The organism is Methanobacterium veterum (genome assembly GCF_000745485.1).
Lineage (GTDB): Archaea > Methanobacteriota > Methanobacteria > Methanobacteriales > Methanobacteriaceae > Methanobacterium_D > Methanobacterium_D veterum.
This window is the reverse complement of record NZ_KN050694.1, coordinates 384,444-398,819: the sequence shown is the minus strand read 5'-3', so window position 1 is coordinate 398,819 and position 14,376 is coordinate 384,444. Positions and strand designations below refer to the sequence as shown.

General features: G+C 30.7%; 16 protein-coding genes. 11 read left to right on the top strand and 5 right to left on the bottom strand.

Features of this window, described 5'->3' with window-relative positions:
* The first annotated feature begins 84 nt into the window (after positions 1-84).
* From pyrI to EJ01_RS15750, 4 genes are read left to right on the top strand one after another with little or no spacing between them, the layout of a single operon-like run.
* Positions 85-549, top strand: coding sequence for an aspartate carbamoyltransferase regulatory subunit (pyrI, locus tag EJ01_RS15765; RefSeq protein WP_048082664.1), 465 nt, complete (start codon positions 85-87; stop codon positions 547-549).
* A gap of 33 nt (positions 550-582) precedes the next feature.
* Positions 583-2,277: a cell wall-binding repeat-containing protein gene (locus tag EJ01_RS15760; protein ID WP_048082663.1), complete on the top strand. Its 1,695-nt coding sequence runs from the start codon at positions 583-585 to the stop codon at positions 2,275-2,277.
* Between the two features lie 24 nt (positions 2,278-2,301).
* Positions 2,302-2,580 carry an ArsR/SmtB family transcription factor gene (locus tag EJ01_RS15755; protein ID WP_048082662.1) on the top strand — a complete coding sequence of 93 codons (279 nt, stop codon included), beginning with the start codon at positions 2,302-2,304 and terminating at the stop codon, positions 2,578-2,580.
* An 18-nt stretch (positions 2,581-2,598) separates the two neighbouring features.
* Complete coding sequence (locus EJ01_RS15750; protein ID WP_048082661.1) at positions 2,599-2,925, top strand: hypothetical protein; 327 nt, start codon at positions 2,599-2,601, stop codon at positions 2,923-2,925.
* A 69-nt stretch (positions 2,926-2,994) separates the two neighbouring features.
* Here the strand turns inward: EJ01_RS15750 and EJ01_RS15745 are convergent, their stop codons facing one another.
* Together EJ01_RS15745 and EJ01_RS15740 are read right to left on the bottom strand one after the other, a co-directional pair.
* Positions 2,995-3,291, bottom strand: coding sequence for a hypothetical protein (locus EJ01_RS15745; RefSeq protein ID WP_048082660.1), 297 nt, complete (start codon positions 3,289-3,291; stop codon positions 2,995-2,997).
* Positions 3,292-3,590: 299 nt separating this feature from the next.
* The gene (locus tag EJ01_RS15740) at positions 3,591-4,379 is read right to left on the bottom strand and encodes a succinylglutamate desuccinylase/aspartoacylase domain-containing protein (RefSeq protein ID WP_048082784.1); all 789 of its coding nucleotides are present in this window, start codon (positions 4,377-4,379) and stop codon (positions 3,591-3,593) included.
* 750 nt (positions 4,380-5,129) lie between these two features.
* Here EJ01_RS15740 and EJ01_RS15735 point away from each other — a divergent pair.
* Positions 5,130-5,444 carry a DUF3892 domain-containing protein gene (locus EJ01_RS15735; protein WP_048082659.1) on the top strand — a complete coding sequence of 105 codons (315 nt, stop codon included), beginning with the start codon at positions 5,130-5,132 and terminating at the stop codon, positions 5,442-5,444.
* Between the two features lie 145 nt (positions 5,445-5,589).
* On the opposite strand, the gene EJ01_RS15730 is transcribed toward EJ01_RS15735, so the two are convergent.
* Both EJ01_RS15730 and EJ01_RS15725 read right to left on the bottom strand, forming a co-directional pair.
* A complete protein-coding gene (locus tag EJ01_RS15730) occupies positions 5,590-5,943 on the bottom strand; it encodes a hypothetical protein (RefSeq protein ID WP_052376284.1) in 354 nt (117 codons plus the stop codon).
* Positions 5,944-6,393: 450 nt separating this feature from the next.
* Complete coding sequence (locus EJ01_RS15725) at positions 6,394-7,149, bottom strand: hemerythrin domain-containing protein (protein WP_048082657.1); 756 nt, start codon at positions 7,147-7,149, stop codon at positions 6,394-6,396.
* A 272-nt stretch (positions 7,150-7,421) separates the two neighbouring features.
* Between EJ01_RS15725 and EJ01_RS15720 the strand changes: the two genes are divergently transcribed.
* Positions 7,422-7,628 carry a hypothetical protein gene (locus tag EJ01_RS15720; RefSeq protein ID WP_048082656.1) on the top strand — a complete coding sequence of 69 codons (207 nt, stop codon included), beginning with the start codon at positions 7,422-7,424 and terminating at the stop codon, positions 7,626-7,628.
* 79 nt (positions 7,629-7,707) lie between these two features.
* Here the strand turns inward: EJ01_RS15720 and EJ01_RS15715 are convergent, their stop codons facing one another.
* Positions 7,708-8,304, bottom strand: a complete 597-nt coding sequence (locus EJ01_RS15715) for a DedA family protein (protein ID WP_048082655.1) — start codon at positions 8,302-8,304, stop codon at positions 7,708-7,710.
* Between the two features lie 743 nt (positions 8,305-9,047).
* On the opposite strand from EJ01_RS15715, the gene EJ01_RS16830 reads away from it, so the two are divergent.
* The 5 genes from EJ01_RS16830 (at position 9,048) to EJ01_RS15690 (ending at position 14,295) form a co-directional block, all read left to right on the top strand.
* Positions 9,048-10,946, top strand: a complete 1,899-nt coding sequence (locus tag EJ01_RS16830) for a PAS domain-containing sensor histidine kinase (protein ID WP_169740474.1) — start codon at positions 9,048-9,050, stop codon at positions 10,944-10,946.
* Between the two features lie 12 nt (positions 10,947-10,958).
* Positions 10,959-12,104 (top strand): histidine kinase dimerization/phosphoacceptor domain -containing protein, encoded by a 1,146-nt coding sequence (locus EJ01_RS15705; protein WP_048082654.1) that lies wholly within the window; start codon positions 10,959-10,961, stop codon positions 12,102-12,104.
* An 11-nt stretch (positions 12,105-12,115) separates the two neighbouring features.
* Positions 12,116-12,961, top strand: a complete 846-nt coding sequence (locus tag EJ01_RS15700) for a methanogen output domain 1-containing protein (RefSeq protein ID WP_048082653.1) — start codon at positions 12,116-12,118, stop codon at positions 12,959-12,961.
* Between the two features lie 431 nt (positions 12,962-13,392).
* Positions 13,393-13,692 (top strand): hypothetical protein, encoded by a 300-nt coding sequence (locus EJ01_RS15695; RefSeq protein ID WP_048082652.1) that lies wholly within the window; start codon positions 13,393-13,395, stop codon positions 13,690-13,692.
* Positions 13,693-13,884: 192 nt separating this feature from the next.
* Positions 13,885-14,295 carry a secondary thiamine-phosphate synthase enzyme YjbQ gene (locus EJ01_RS15690; protein ID WP_048082651.1) on the top strand — a complete coding sequence of 137 codons (411 nt, stop codon included), beginning with the start codon at positions 13,885-13,887 and terminating at the stop codon, positions 14,293-14,295.
* Positions 14,296-14,376 lie beyond the last annotated feature (81 nt).

Genomic DNA, 14,376 nt, shown 5'->3' with positions numbered 1-14,376 from the left:
TTATAATTATTTTATAATATATATGACTTAAACGTGTCTTCAATTGGATATGAGCTTTAAAATAAAAATTACTGCAGGTATAACATGAAAACGCCAAAAGAACTTAAGGTTAAGCCAATAAAGAATGGTACAGTTATAGACCATATAACCTCAAATAGAGCTTTAAGTGTTCTTAAAATACTTGAATTACCAAATGAAAAAACTACAGTAACTGTTGCTATGAATGTTTTATCATCCGAGATGGGGAGTAAAGATATAGTTAAAATAGAAGGACGAGAACTGGCCCCTAAAGAAGTTGATAAAATAGCATTAATAGCACCTTCTGCTACAATCAATATAATCCGAGACTATGAAATTGTAGAAAAAAGTAAAGTGCATCTTTTAGATAAGGTGAAAGATATATTAAAATGCCCTAATCCAAACTGTATAACAAATACAGATGAGCCAGTGCAAATAAAATTCTTTGTGACAGGGAAAAAACCAGTGGTTTTAAGATGCTATTACTGTGAGCGAATCATGGAAGAAGACGAAATTGAAGCTCAATTTTAACTGTCTATTCCTCTATTTTTTCAGGTGTTTTTAATGAATAAGGTTATACTGTTCTTTGTAACTCTTTTTATTTTGCTTGCTCCTGCATCAGCAAATGTATTCGTAAGTGAACCATCAAATGAGATAATAACAGCTCCTGCAGCATCATTTACAAATAGTCAACTTATTTTAAGTGATAAAAATCCAAGCCAAGCTGTTTTAAATTATTTAAATGGTAAAACTGCCACTGTTTTTGGGGATATCTCATTAAATGGGGAAAAGGTTACTGCGGATTCAGTTAGTATTTCCAGCAAATACTGGACAACAAGCGACGTTGTCGTGCTTGGAACAGGTCAGGAGGTATCTGCAGCATTGGTTGCAATAAAAAATAGCGCTCCACTTTTAGTAGTTGGCAATACCGTTCCAGATAATGTAAATGCTGAAATTCAGAAATTAGCACCTAAGAAGATAATTGTTTGTGCTTCCCCTTCTTCAATACCTGATTCTGTACTTAGTCAATATTCTAATATCCAAACAGAGAGGGTATGGAACGGCAACGATGAAAATACATTAACCAGCATTCAAAGTGGAAATACAAAAATTAAAGCACCTTCAAGTCTTTTACCTGTGGCAATGACTCTTTGGAAAGATGCAAGTTTCAGTGTAGATAAAAACGTTACTGTAAATGATAAAATGACTTTATGGTCTTCAAATGATATCACAACCAGCGTTATAATGAACAGTTATGTAAATAACAACCTTCCTTTAATTTACATCACCTGTGATAACCTGATATCAGAAAGCACTGATAAAGATATGCTTAATAAAATAAAAAGTGTCATATCGGGCTCAGCTAATGTAGAATTAGATGATCAATCTCCTAAACCGGGGGAAGCGCCAAGAGCTATCAAAAACGCACCGGGGGGAATTGCAGCTTATATCGCAGCAGTAGATCCTGGATCTATGGTTGACTTAATTGAAGGTATCAAAGAAGGCTATCTTAAAAAATATGCCCAAAATCTGGATGGAATTGTTTTTGTAAACTACGGTAAGCTTGATTTAGATAATATGAGTTATTTGCCCAGAGCGTGGGATGATAATTATTCCAGCGTTTATTTTGCAGGTTTATACGACCCTTCTAAATTTTTAGAGAGCGGCGGAGTGGAATTGATTCAGCCGAACGTGGGAACATCTTCACAGGATGAAGAGATCAATAAGATAGCTTCTGGATTAATTGACGCGGCATATTCTTCAAATGCAAATTTATCCAGTTCAAGCTATGATTCAAATCTAATTGGAATTCATAAAATAGATCCTGAAGTAGTTGCATACGGCTCTCAAAGTATTTTAGATGATAAAAAACCAAGATTAGGTACTTTAAAATGGTTATATCTGGCTTCACAATATGTAAGCGGTTATCCTATTCAAAATACATCTCTGAGTTTTTCAGGCAATATATCTGGAGAAAGCACCTATTTTGGAGTTCTTACAATCGATGAATACAGGGAAGCTGGAAAAGACGTTTCTGATTATATGGGAGCAAATAAAACTGTTCCAGATTCAGTAACTGTGGATGGTAAAAAATTAAATAAGGCAGATATGAAATATATCTTTGCAGAATTAACTTATGACCATACAAGCAAAGCAAATATGACATTTCCAAAATATATCTTTGTGAATAAGGCCAGTGAACCCTTTGATATTATATTTAAGTTTATAAAGAGTTCATTTTATCAGATATTTAGTTAATGTAGAATTTAAAAGGGATAAATCATGAAAAAAGTGCTTTGGTGGCTTTTTGCAAGTAGGGGTGGTGTTAACCGGGCTAAAATAATTGACAAATTGCATACCCGACCCTATAATGCCCATCAACTTGCAGATGAATTAAAACTGGATTATACAACCATCAGGCATCATCTTAAAGTTCTGGAGGAAAACAACGTTGTTACTTCGACTGGGGAAAAATATAACATAATGTATTTCCTTTCAGATAAAATGGAAGAAAATTATAGTGTTTTTAAAGAAATATGGGAGTCATTGAGGAATAAATAATATAAAGAGGAGAGCTATATGGGATTACAGCAGGGATTTAGAGGGGGTATTGGTCATTATAATACGGAGCTGGTTTCTGTAGCAGGAATAATCGGAATTTTCAATATTTTGATTTTATTAGTGCTGCTATATGTTTACTGGAACAGTTATAAAGAATTTAAATCTAGATTTATAATGGGCATCCTGATATTTATAGTGCTCCTTTTAATCCAGAATATTCTGTTTACTGGATTCATATTTTTAATAAGTGGGTTTAGAGGTCAGGGAATGGGAATACCTCTATTGATAACAAATATAATTCAATTTGTAGGTTTATCTATATTTTTAAAGATATCCTGGGAATAAATCATTAAAATAATGAGAATAAGATAAAAATATCTTATTCTTTTTTATATTAATAATATATCTCTAATTTCAGGAAGTACAGTTTCTAGTACAGTTATATGAATTTTTGTTTAGGTAGCTGTACTTATGCTGATTTTCAGTACAGTTCTGGGTGCAGTTAATGTTTTGGCAGTGTACTTTATTCTGATTTGAATTAATCTGTTTATCACTGTCATTTAGTCCATGTTGATACTTGTACTGGTGTTTCATGTGCTGATTTAAGGTTGTTGTGGAAGTGCCTGTATCAGCCGCAAAAATTGGTACCATACTGACCATCATCACTGCAGCACAAACAATTGCTACTTTTTTAAGGGATACTTTCTTCATGTTTCTCACCTCCATTGTACTTTTGATAATATAAAGATGTAAAGCATGTTAAAAGTAATTTTGCCGAATTTAATCCGATTTTTATCCTAATTCTCTACCAAATTAATCCAAAGTTATTCCAAAATAGGTGCTTTGAGTTATAATTTGTAAAAAATTGAAAAAGTTCTAATTTTAAAAAAAGCTAATTTAAAATGAGATGATGACTTGAGTTTAAAAAAAGAATGTTATCTATATTTTTAAAAAAGTCAGATATAATGATTTACTGAGTTAAAAAAGAATATTACACAATAATATTGAAATCATGTCGCTTCTGGTGCTTTCTTAAGCACTTTGTGGAATTTTAAAAATGCATACATTTGTTCTAATGATGCGTTAACACTTCCAGGCATAACTGTTCCATGGGGTGACATTGATTCTCCTGTCACTGCAGGAATTCCAGCTAAATTAAATACATCTTCCAGAGCTCCGGGATATATTGATCCTGCCTTTGTAAATGACAGCAGTGTGGATTTGGTTTCTTTTTCTATAAAATCAGCCATCTGGAAACTTAAAAGGCAGGGGATTTCTGAACAGAGTACACTTAGTTTTCCAGGATATCCTCCAGGTCTAGTAGAGTGAAAATCACCCAGGTATTTAACTCTATTTCTTTTTGAATATGCAAGTATGTTGTTGGTGGGAGTTCCATATAAATTTGCAGTCCTGTTTGGATCTTGGCCTTTCCATGATCTAAGGCTTCTTTCAGTTGAAAAGGGTATAGCAAAAGGAATCACGCGGACTGTTACATTCAGTTCTTCTACAGCTAATCTATTTATAAGCTTAACAGCAGCTATTTGGGCAGGATACTCATTGCCATGAACTCCGGCTAAAATCATAATCCCTGGTTTATTTTTTCTTCCGAAGGTTACGATAGGAGTACCTTTTTTTGCAGCAAGAAATAATTGAGTGGTAAGGGATGTTTTAGGGATATGCTGCATTATTAATCTGTTTTTTGTAATGTCTCCTGCTGCAAATTTATTTAAAACTTCAATTTGTAGTTTATAGGCTGAAGGTGCAAGCAATGCCTTTTCTATTTTAGTTTTATTTTGCATCAGTATATTATATGTCACATCCTTATTTTTAGTATTATCTAAAAAATTGAAGTTTAGCTTAAAATGGATCATGATTTCAAGAAGATGTGATCAAACAGGAATTATCCAAATATATGCCAAAGTTTTAGGAGCTGTATATGTTTGTTATTTAAAAAGTGAGATAAAAAGACATTTATAAACCTTGAAAGAATTGAAGCTAGTTTAAACATCAAAAAGTTATTTTCTATTTAAAATTAGTTATTCAGAGAGCCTCCGTAGCGTTTTGAAAATGACTCAAATGGTTTAAAAGTTAGTTGGAGATGCTTAATGCACTTCGTTTATTTGAGGTGCATATAAAGTAATACGTTTAATACTTTAAGTTTGATTTAAAAGAAAAATAGCCTAATAGTCGTTAGAGGTGCTTTTAGTTATGGTAAGCATGGTTCTAGTCACTTTATAATATATAATAACTTTAAAAATTTAAATAGATTACTAGTATGTTATTCTTCCAGCTTTATTTTGTTGTCATTATCTAAAAATTAATTAGTACTGGTTAAAGCCAGCTTATTCTTATAATTAAACTTAAAAGAAGGTTTGGAAATTACTAATTAACTCTGATATTAATCTATTTCTAATAATATACCTTAATCTTTTCTATTTGGCCTAAATAGGAAACAATAAATATCATCTTCTAACTGATACAAGATCATATTGGTCGGGATGTGTTAATATTCAGATGCAATAAATTTTTTAATAAAAAGAGGAGATTCCATGGAAAAATGGGCAGATTATTGTATATCGGCCGTTAGATTTAGCGGCGAAGGAAATTATATAGATCAGGTAAGAGTTCATAAAGATAAAGGAAATGCAATGGGAGACGCTGAAGTATGGTCGCGAGATCAAGTAGTTTCAGCTTTAGAAAATAATTATACGTTTATAACAATTTTTAATGGTAATCAGGGTATTTGGGACGAAGGTCAGAAAGTTAATATTGTTAGTGTAAATGGAAATAAATATATACGGACAGATGAAGACCACAATCCCTCTGATAATTTAGATAAGCTTCCTGCTGTTTCATTTCTATAATTACATCTTTTAACTTTATTTTTTTATTTTTTATTTTGGTTTAAAATAGGCTTAGTTTCTAAAAAACTTAAAAAAAAATTCTTTAAAAAATAAAAAGTTATGCCTAATTTGTTTAATTAAGACTTTAAGTTAAATTTCGAAATATTTATACAAAATATCCATTTACTACTTTTTTTCCATGAATTATTCCATTATATGGAATTAAATAAATATTACGGTGATCATGAGATTTTCCATGAACTAAACACCAGTCCATATCAGTTTTTTTATCATACCAAAGCCCTTCTGGACTTGTACCTCGATTATGACCATAATATGTTCCTTGCTCAAATTTTAATGTTCCCCATGTATGTTTTTGTGGGTTGTAGTTGTAGAAAACTCTTGTATGGTATTTATAATCTGATGCTACTGAACAGCTGTGTTTTGCAGTTGCCATTACATATTTTGGTGTCACAACCACATGTTTTGCACCAACACTGCCTGCTGATACCGCCGGCATTCCTGCAATCAGCAGAACTACAAGAAATCCAAAAATCTTAAATAAATTACTTCGATTAATTATACCGCCTCCACGTCCTAAAATATTAATTTAGGACATTAAAGTACAACCATAATAATACATGATCATATATAAACCTTTTGGTTTAAAATCGAAAAAAAGACATAAATATAACTCTTTTTGGAATTTAAAGCCTTTTTAAAACTATTTTGAGAAATCAATAATTGATGTCATTAATGGGTACATCTAACTTAATTCTTTGAATAAACCTTATTCCTGCAAAAGGGCCATTTTAAAGTCTTAATATGAAAAATCTATTTTAAAATAAGAGATCCAATTAAGGGAGATAAGACACTTTTAAGAGATAAAATGAGAATAATTAGCAGAATATCATCAGTATAAATAAGCTGAATAACTTTTATTTTAAAAAAATGGAATGTATTAGAATTTTTATTTATTTATAGGCTTATATTCTTCATTAAATATTTTACTTTTGCTGCTTGTTGATTTTTCCCTGGTTTCAGGTGAATTTTCATTGTTAAAATATAAAGTTAACTTAATCATCCCTTTAGGCTTAACCGGTCCTACAACAATATCTGATCTTCTATCAATACCTGTAAGTCTTAAATGGGTGGCATTTTCTTTGTCAACTTTATTTCCTTCACTATCTTCATATTCAACGTCTCCATTTATATACATTGAAGGTACCTTAACCTTGGAGGCAGGAATGGTTTGTGGAATATCAATATCATCAGGTAACGGTACTAACTTTTCATGTGGAATGCTCTTTAACCTTTTACGCATCTTTTCTTTCTCTATATTTTGGGCTATTTCTTCTCTTTGGAGCGTACTGAGCTTTTCACTTTCTGGAAATATCATGTTTTCTTCTTTTTCAAAATGAGCTTCTACTGTTTTTTTTAACTCTCTTAGTTTGTTCATCCATTCTTTATCTTTCCAGTGGATTTCTTCCATATCTTTAATCATTTTTCTGGCTTTTTCATGTTCTTTAAAGCTCTGATTTACTCCATATTCATCTATACGCTTTAATCTTGGATAAAAATATTCTTCTTCACCTTCCATGTGTATATTAAGCTGATGTTTAATTTCTCTAAATTTAGAACTGTCTTCTTTATCTGAAGCTTCCTTTAGGAGATTTTTAACATTATCATGATCATTTTTTAACATCTGAAATAATTCTTCAGTCATGGAATACCACCTTTTATTACTTATTATATAATTAGTAAGATATTAAATTAGTTAAGAATAAAAGTATGTAATGATGTTTTAAAGCTTAAAAAGGACCAAGCTTTATTATTTGTCTATAGAATTTCCATATATGAACTGTAATGGAAATTATTTTAAACGTGTCTTTAACCCAAATATTGCAATACTTCGTGATTTAAATCTATTGTTTAGAATTTAAGTCATTTTATGGCGATTAATTAGAAATAGGTTATATTTACATGGAGGGGATAAAAATGGAACTTAAACATAAAATAAATGAGGAAAAGAAAACTAGGGAGTATACAGTAACCGTTACTGATAATGAATTAAATCAATTTAAAGAGAGAATGACTGGGCCTCTGGATCAAGATTTACTTGCTGTATCTCGAACATTAACAGATATAGTGGGTAATATGATAGTTAGAAGAATTTTAACTGACTTAACTGAGCTAGATAAATAAATTTTTTGCAATAAAATAACTGAAAATATTTTAATTAATTTGTTATCTATATTTTACTCAATTTAGTCTAATCATGTCGTTATTTTGTATTAATCCTCTTTTTATAGATTAAATAGACCAATATGCTTATAAAAACAACTGTAACAATTATTATATCCCATGTATCGAGATATTCTTTTATAATGGGCCATTTGATACCTAACTGCACCCCTAAATATCCCAGAGTAACTGCAAACGGTAGTGTACCTATAAAAGTGTAAGTAACAAATTTTTTAAGGCTCATTTTGGTAATTCCAGCGGGTACTGATATAACTCTTCCCATTATGGGTAAAAGTTTGCTTATGAGGACTGCTTCTGGCCCATATTTCTCAAACCATGCGTCTGCCTGCTCAAGTTTATCCTGGTCAATAAGTATGTATTTACCGTATTTTTCCATTAAAGGTCTTCCGCCTATATATGCTATGCCATAAATGATTAAAGCACCTGAAACATCTCCTATGATTGCTGCAGCTATTATGCCCCCGAGAGTCATTTTTCCCTGAGAAACTGCGACACCTGCTAGAGGCATTATTATCTCACTTGGAAAAAAAGCGGTTCCAATTACAACACCAAAATAACCAAAAGTTCCAACAATGTTAACTGCTAAATTACCGAAATAGGTAGCAAGATCTATCATAAAGTTGTTTTTCTCCTCTAAATTAATTAATTTTTATAAGCTCAATTTAAGGATTGAAACTTTTAAACATAAGCTAATTACAAGTATATTTTAATTTTAATTATTAATGTTGATACTATAAAAGATAATGCCAAACTATGACACTAATTTATTCAACACGATACAAAAATGGAATAATAAAAAAGTTTTTAAGAGGTTTCACTTTTTTATCAGATAAAATAAAAGATTAAATTATTTTAAACAGTTAAAACTAATATTTGAGGTATAATAATAACTTATATTGTTATGGATAACTATAATATAATGATGTATTATGATTTTATATGGTAAATATTCTTTTAAATAGGTATTAGACCACATAAATTTTGAAATGAGTTCTATAAACATGTAAATTTCATTTTAATTTTAGAACTATTTTGAGAATTCCCATAATTGTGACATACTGCACAGCTAACTCATTTAAATATAAAATCATGTGAATATAAAGGCTTTCTATGCCTAAAAAATGGGGATTATTTGAATTCATTTTTAGTTTATATCTTATTTCTAATTCAGATGAAAATAGGGCTTCAGAAATAAATCAATCCTATATGGAGAATATTAAGGCGAATACACCTAAATATGGGATACTAAGTTCAATTTTTTCTTCTTATTTGCAATTATGTGGCATATTAGCCGCATTTTTCTTAATTATATGGGCTAATTACAACTTAACTTATCCATATTTGATATATACAGAATTAATGGTTGGAATCACTGTATTTTTTATATTTCTTCACCAGGCAATGGCATTAGAAAAGAATAAGAAGTTATATAGAAATACAAAAGAAGAGGTTGCCACTCTTAAATTAACAGAAAATGAGTTAAAGGAGAATCAACGTACTTTTGAAACTTTAATAAGTAACTTACCAGGAGTGGTTTATAGATGCAGGAATGACCTCAACTGGACAATGGAATTTGTAAGTGAGGGTTGTTTAGAATTAACAGGGTATCAATCAGAAGACATCATTATGAATAAAAATGTTTCTTATGTAGATCTAATACTCCCTGAGGACCGGAAAATGGTATGGGATACTATTCAAAAAGCTTTAAAAGAAAACAAACATTTTAAAATTATTTATAGGATAATTACAGCAGATTCAAAAGAAAAACATGTTTGGGAGCAGGGCAATGGTATATTCTCTCCAGAAGGAGATTTAATTGCACTAGAAGGATTCATAACAGATATTACAAAGCGTAAGAAAGCAGAAACAGATTTTAAAAAGTCAGAACTGTATTACCGAACTATATTTGAAAATACCGGAACTGCAACATTAATATTTGGGGAAGATACCATTGTTTCCATTGCAAATAGTGAATTTGAAAAGCTTTCAGGGTATTTAAAAGAAGAGATGGAAGGTAAAAAAAGCTGGATAGACCTTATAGCTGAAGAAGACTTGGAGATGGTGCGGAATTACCATAGTTTAAGGAAAATTAACCCTGAATCAGTCCCTCAAAATTATGAAACTAAATTAATTAATAAAAAAGGCGACATTAAAGATGTCCATATAACTGTTGCATTAATTCCCAATACTAAAAATCGTGTGGTTTCTTTTTTAGATATTACTGAACGTAAAAAAACAGAAGGATCATTAAAAGAAAGTGAAAACCGCTACCGTGAATTACTGGAAAATTCTTTTGATGCAGTTGTAATTCACGATGGTAATAACGTCATATCTGCAAATACAGTTGCAATGGAACTTTTAGGGATAAAAACTCCTGAAGAATTCATGAATATTCCCTTAATTGAATTTATACATGGAGATTACCATAAAACTGTAATGGAAAGGGTACAAAAAATGTTAAAAAATGGTGAGACACTCCCTCCAATTGAAGAAAAATTTTTACGTGCAGATGGAACGTCAATTGATGTTGAAGTTTTAGCAACTGGATTTACCTACAACGGTGAAAATGCTGTTCAAGTTGTTTTTCGTGATATAAGCCACCGAAAAAAAATAGAAAAAGATATTAAAGCGTCACTTAAGGAGAAAGAACTCTTTTTAAAAGAGATACATCATAGGGTTAAAAATAATCTGCAGATAATTTCAAGTTTACTCGATCTACAGGGAAATTATGTTGATCACAAAGAAACAGTTGATGTTTTACATGGCAGTAAAGATAGAGTTAAATCAATGGCTATGATTCATGATATGCTTTATCAATCTGTTGATCTGGCAAATATAGATTTCTCAAATTATATAAAAAACCTGGTTCAAGATTTATTTTACTCTTATGGTGCAAAAAACAATATTAAACCAATTATCGATGCAGAAGAAGTTTTTTTAAATATTGAAACTGCAATTCCATGCGGATTAATAATAAACGAACTGGTATCTAACAGCTTGAAGTATGCATTCCCGGATAACAAGTCTGGAGAAGTGTTCATAAGTCTTCACCAGCATGATAAATATTTGGAACTTATTATTGCTGATAATGGTATTGGCCTTTCAGAGGACATTAATTTTGAAAATATACAAACATTAGGGATGCAACTGGTAAATATGCTTATAAATCAGTTGGAAGGATCAATGGAATTAAAAAGAGATGGCGGAACAACGTTCCACATAAGATTTAAGGAATTAAACTATAAAAGAAGGTTTTAAGTGGGAGATTAAATGAAAGAAGAACTTAAGATCATTATACTGGAAGATGTTCAGTATGATGTTGAGTTAATAGAGTATGAATTGCGCCGTGAAGGTATAAAATTTATCTCTAAACAGGTAGAAATAGAGGAAGATTTCATTAACGGGCTTGATATATTTAGACCCGATGTGATACTGGCTGATCATTCTCTTCCTAAATTTGATGGTGTTTCAGCTTTAGAGATTGCTAAAAAAATAGCACCTGAAGTTCCATTTATTTTTGTAAGTGGGAAAATCGGGGATGAATTCGCGGTGGACATGCTGAAAAAAGGCGCTACAGATTATGTCTTTAAAAATAATCTTACAAAATTAGTACCTGCAATTTTAAGAGCCCTCACAGAACGTGATGAGTTAACTGAACTTAAAAAAAGTAAAATTGAGTTACAGATAGCTTTGCAGGAAAAAGAGATGCTCTTAAAAGAAATTCATCATAGGGTTAAAAATAATCTTATTATGATATCAAACTTACTTGAGCTTCAGTCCCATTATATCAAGGATAAAACGGATTTTAATTTTTTCAGGGAAAGTCAAAATCGAGCAAATTCAATGGCACTTATACATGAAAGATTTTATCAATCATCAGACCTTAAAAGCATTGATTTTGGAGATTATATCTGTACTCTGGCAACCGATTTAGTTAATACATATGTAAATGCTTCTGGACAGATTAAACTGATTACTGATGTGGAAAATATAATGTTAGATATAGATACTGCAATTCCATTGGGCCTGATATTAAATGAGTTACTAACAAACAGTTTAAAATATGCTTTCCCTGTAACCTACAGTTGCGAACCCTCAGATGGAACATCTGCCAGTCATGCAACTTTCAGTTGTAGATTTGAAGATTTAACATCCATCAGTTCATCTAGTACAGTTCAAGAGTCTGCAAACAAAAACTCTATGATCACAGTAGTATTCCATAAAATCAGCGATAAATTTGAATTAATCGTTAAAGATAATGGAATAGGATTTCCAAAAGATTTAGATTATAAAAAAACAGGCACATTGGGCTTAGAACTTATTAATAGGATTACAAAACAAATAGATGGAATTATAGAGCTGGATACATCTGAAGGTACTGAATTTAAAATTACATTTAAAGAATTAGAGATATGAGGAGGCATTCAATGTCTGGCAAAAAAATTATGATAGTTGAAGATGAGGTCATTATGGCAATGGCTGTTGAACAGAAACTAATAGATCTGGGATATAACGTCGTAGAAACAGTTGATCGGGGCGAAGAAGCGATCAAACGTGCAAAACAATTACGCCCTGATTTGATATTAATGGATATAATATTGAAAGGGGATATGGATGGTATTGAAGCTGCACAGCACATACATGATGATTTAGATATTCCGGTTATTTATTTAACAGCATATTCTGATGATGAAATATTAAAACGCGCACGGATAACAGAACCTTATGGGTATATGGTCAAACCATTTAGAACAAGCGAAATGAAAGCTCATATTGAGATGGCGCTTTACAAGCATGAATCAGAAAAGAGGAACAGTGAAAACATCAAGAGGAAAATACTGGCTGACTACTATGACTTTGTTTTAACTGCCCTGCCTCAATATGCTGAAGCTTCTCAAGAAAAACTTAAAGATATGCTTTTAAACATACTTGAAAAACGGTTAGAAGAAGAATTTAAACCCAATTTTGATGAAGAAATTGGTGATGAACTAACCGAGGATCCGGACGTCCTATTTAAATATTACCTTACATGGCTATCTGATCTATTTAACGGGTTTGGCATACAAAATGAACTCCTGTTTAATGATCAGGGATATTATATAGAATTTTTAAACTGCCCATGGAAAGAGGACGCTAAAAAGAAACATGTTTTTTGCCTTAACTGTTATGCAATTATGAATTCCAGCTTTAAATGGATAGAATTTGAAGGAAATGTAGATCAAAGAACAACCATAGCGGATGGATCTAAATCCTGTATTTTTAGATTTCAGTAATTCCTATAGTTTATATGCCAGTTTATCGGAAAGAATATAATATGTCATGATATGAAATAAGTATTATTGATTTGGGAAAAAGCACCTTTTCTATAACAATTAAGATATTCTAGTATTTTTAGATTTCATAATATTTTTACCTTTTTATTATTTTTCTATTACCTAAAAAATGAAGATTTATGTTTTTTTTACTTTAAACAGCACAATATTGCTGTTTTAGATAGAACTATTAAATAACCTGCCCCCATGACCTGCAGGTTATTTTTTTTGTCAGCTGCATTTTATATTGATAATTGATCTTTAATTAGGTTCAAATGTTAATATTTACCTCTTTTTTGGTTTAAATGGTTTAATAAATTTAAAAATTAAAATAAGGAATAGATAAATATTTATTTTTATGAAAACAAAATGAATCAGTAAATGGTGATTTTATGAGTCTAGAAAATTTAAAAGGAAAAATAATTAGATTAAGAAAGTCAAGACGCTTTCCAGATAGATTTGATCCATTTGATTGGGTTCCAACTGATAAAAAAAAGTTAGAATCTATTAAAATTATTCGTGAGGTATCTGGTGATTTTATAGTGCTAAAGCTAAACAGCATTCTGGATGAAGACAAATCTATGGATCAACTTCGAGAAGAGGATATCGTGTTTAGGGGATCTTCCCTTGAAGAGTGTGTTGAATATCTAAAATCTCAAAATATTACTGTAAACTTTGTTACATGTTGCTAATTTGTAATAGGCAAATGATAATTAATTTTTAGGGGTTTTTAAAATATTTAAATGAATATTGACATAATAGAAGCAAAATAGATTAAAATTGGTTAAAGCGAGAAATAGTGGATAAAATATGTTTAGTATTTTTCTATCAATACCTGGATTTAATTTAAATTAAGCAGAATATTATCTATAAACGGTGAGCATATGGAGATGGAAAAATTCGTATTAAATAAAGGATCAAACAAGAGGGTTGAAATTATAGACATGACACAGGATATTAATGATATTTTAACTAAAAGTAAAATAAAAGATGGCGTGATTAATATATTTGCCAAGCATTCAACCGCGGGAATAGTTATAAATGAAAATGAATCTGGACTGGTGAAAGATTTTCAATATGCTTTAGAGTCTTTAATTCCAGAGAATAATAACTATTTACATGATAAAATAGATAACAACGCGGATTCACATATAAGATCTTTTTTTATTGGAAGTAGTGAAACTATTCCTGTAGAAAATAGTCATTTAAGTTTGGGGACATGGCAGAGTGTTTTTTTCGTTGAACTTGACGGTCCGAGAAATAGAAAATTTGTAATTACAGTTATGGGCAAATAGACTAAACTGTTTATTGTTAATTAAAGTTTTTAAATTGTATTTGTGCTGTATTTAGATAAATTGTAGTTAAAATAAAAAATA

What these genes read in the sequence shown, in the direction of transcription:
- EJ01_RS16830 (WP_169740474.1), top strand. Translation starts at nt 9,048, where the DNA reads ATGGTTGGAATCACTGTATTTTTTATATTTCTTCACCAGGCAATGGCA.
- EJ01_RS15715 (WP_048082655.1), bottom strand. Translation starts at nt 8,304, where the DNA reads ATGATAGATCTTGCTACCTATTTCGGTAATTTAGCAGTTAACATTGTT.
- EJ01_RS15755 (WP_048082662.1), top strand. Translation starts at nt 2,302, where the DNA reads ATGAAAAAAGTGCTTTGGTGGCTTTTTGCAAGTAGGGGTGGTGTTAAC.
- EJ01_RS15720 (WP_048082656.1), top strand. Translation starts at nt 7,422, where the DNA reads ATGGAACTTAAACATAAAATAAATGAGGAAAAGAAAACTAGGGAGTAT.
- EJ01_RS15740 (WP_048082784.1), bottom strand. Translation starts at nt 4,379, where the DNA reads ATGCAAAATAAAACTAAAATAGAAAAGGCATTGCTTGCACCTTCAGCC.
- pyrI (WP_048082664.1), top strand. Translation starts at nt 85, where the DNA reads ATGAAAACGCCAAAAGAACTTAAGGTTAAGCCAATAAAGAATGGTACA.
- EJ01_RS15745 (WP_048082660.1), bottom strand. Translation starts at nt 3,291, where the DNA reads ATGAAGAAAGTATCCCTTAAAAAAGTAGCAATTGTTTGTGCTGCAGTG.
- EJ01_RS15750 (WP_048082661.1), top strand. Translation starts at nt 2,599, where the DNA reads ATGGGATTACAGCAGGGATTTAGAGGGGGTATTGGTCATTATAATACG.
- EJ01_RS15695 (WP_048082652.1), top strand. Translation starts at nt 13,393, where the DNA reads ATGAGTCTAGAAAATTTAAAAGGAAAAATAATTAGATTAAGAAAGTCA.
- EJ01_RS15760 (WP_048082663.1), top strand. Translation starts at nt 583, where the DNA reads ATGAATAAGGTTATACTGTTCTTTGTAACTCTTTTTATTTTGCTTGCT.
- EJ01_RS15690 (WP_048082651.1), top strand. Translation starts at nt 13,885, where the DNA reads ATGGAGATGGAAAAATTCGTATTAAATAAAGGATCAAACAAGAGGGTT.
- EJ01_RS15705 (WP_048082654.1), top strand. Translation starts at nt 10,959, where the DNA reads ATGAAAGAAGAACTTAAGATCATTATACTGGAAGATGTTCAGTATGAT.
- EJ01_RS15730 (WP_052376284.1), bottom strand. Translation starts at nt 5,943, where the DNA reads ATGCCGGCGGTATCAGCAGGCAGTGTTGGTGCAAAACATGTGGTTGTG.
- EJ01_RS15700 (WP_048082653.1), top strand. Translation starts at nt 12,116, where the DNA reads ATGTCTGGCAAAAAAATTATGATAGTTGAAGATGAGGTCATTATGGCA.
- EJ01_RS15735 (WP_048082659.1), top strand. Translation starts at nt 5,130, where the DNA reads ATGGAAAAATGGGCAGATTATTGTATATCGGCCGTTAGATTTAGCGGC.
- EJ01_RS15725 (WP_048082657.1), bottom strand. Translation starts at nt 7,149, where the DNA reads ATGACTGAAGAATTATTTCAGATGTTAAAAAATGATCATGATAATGTT.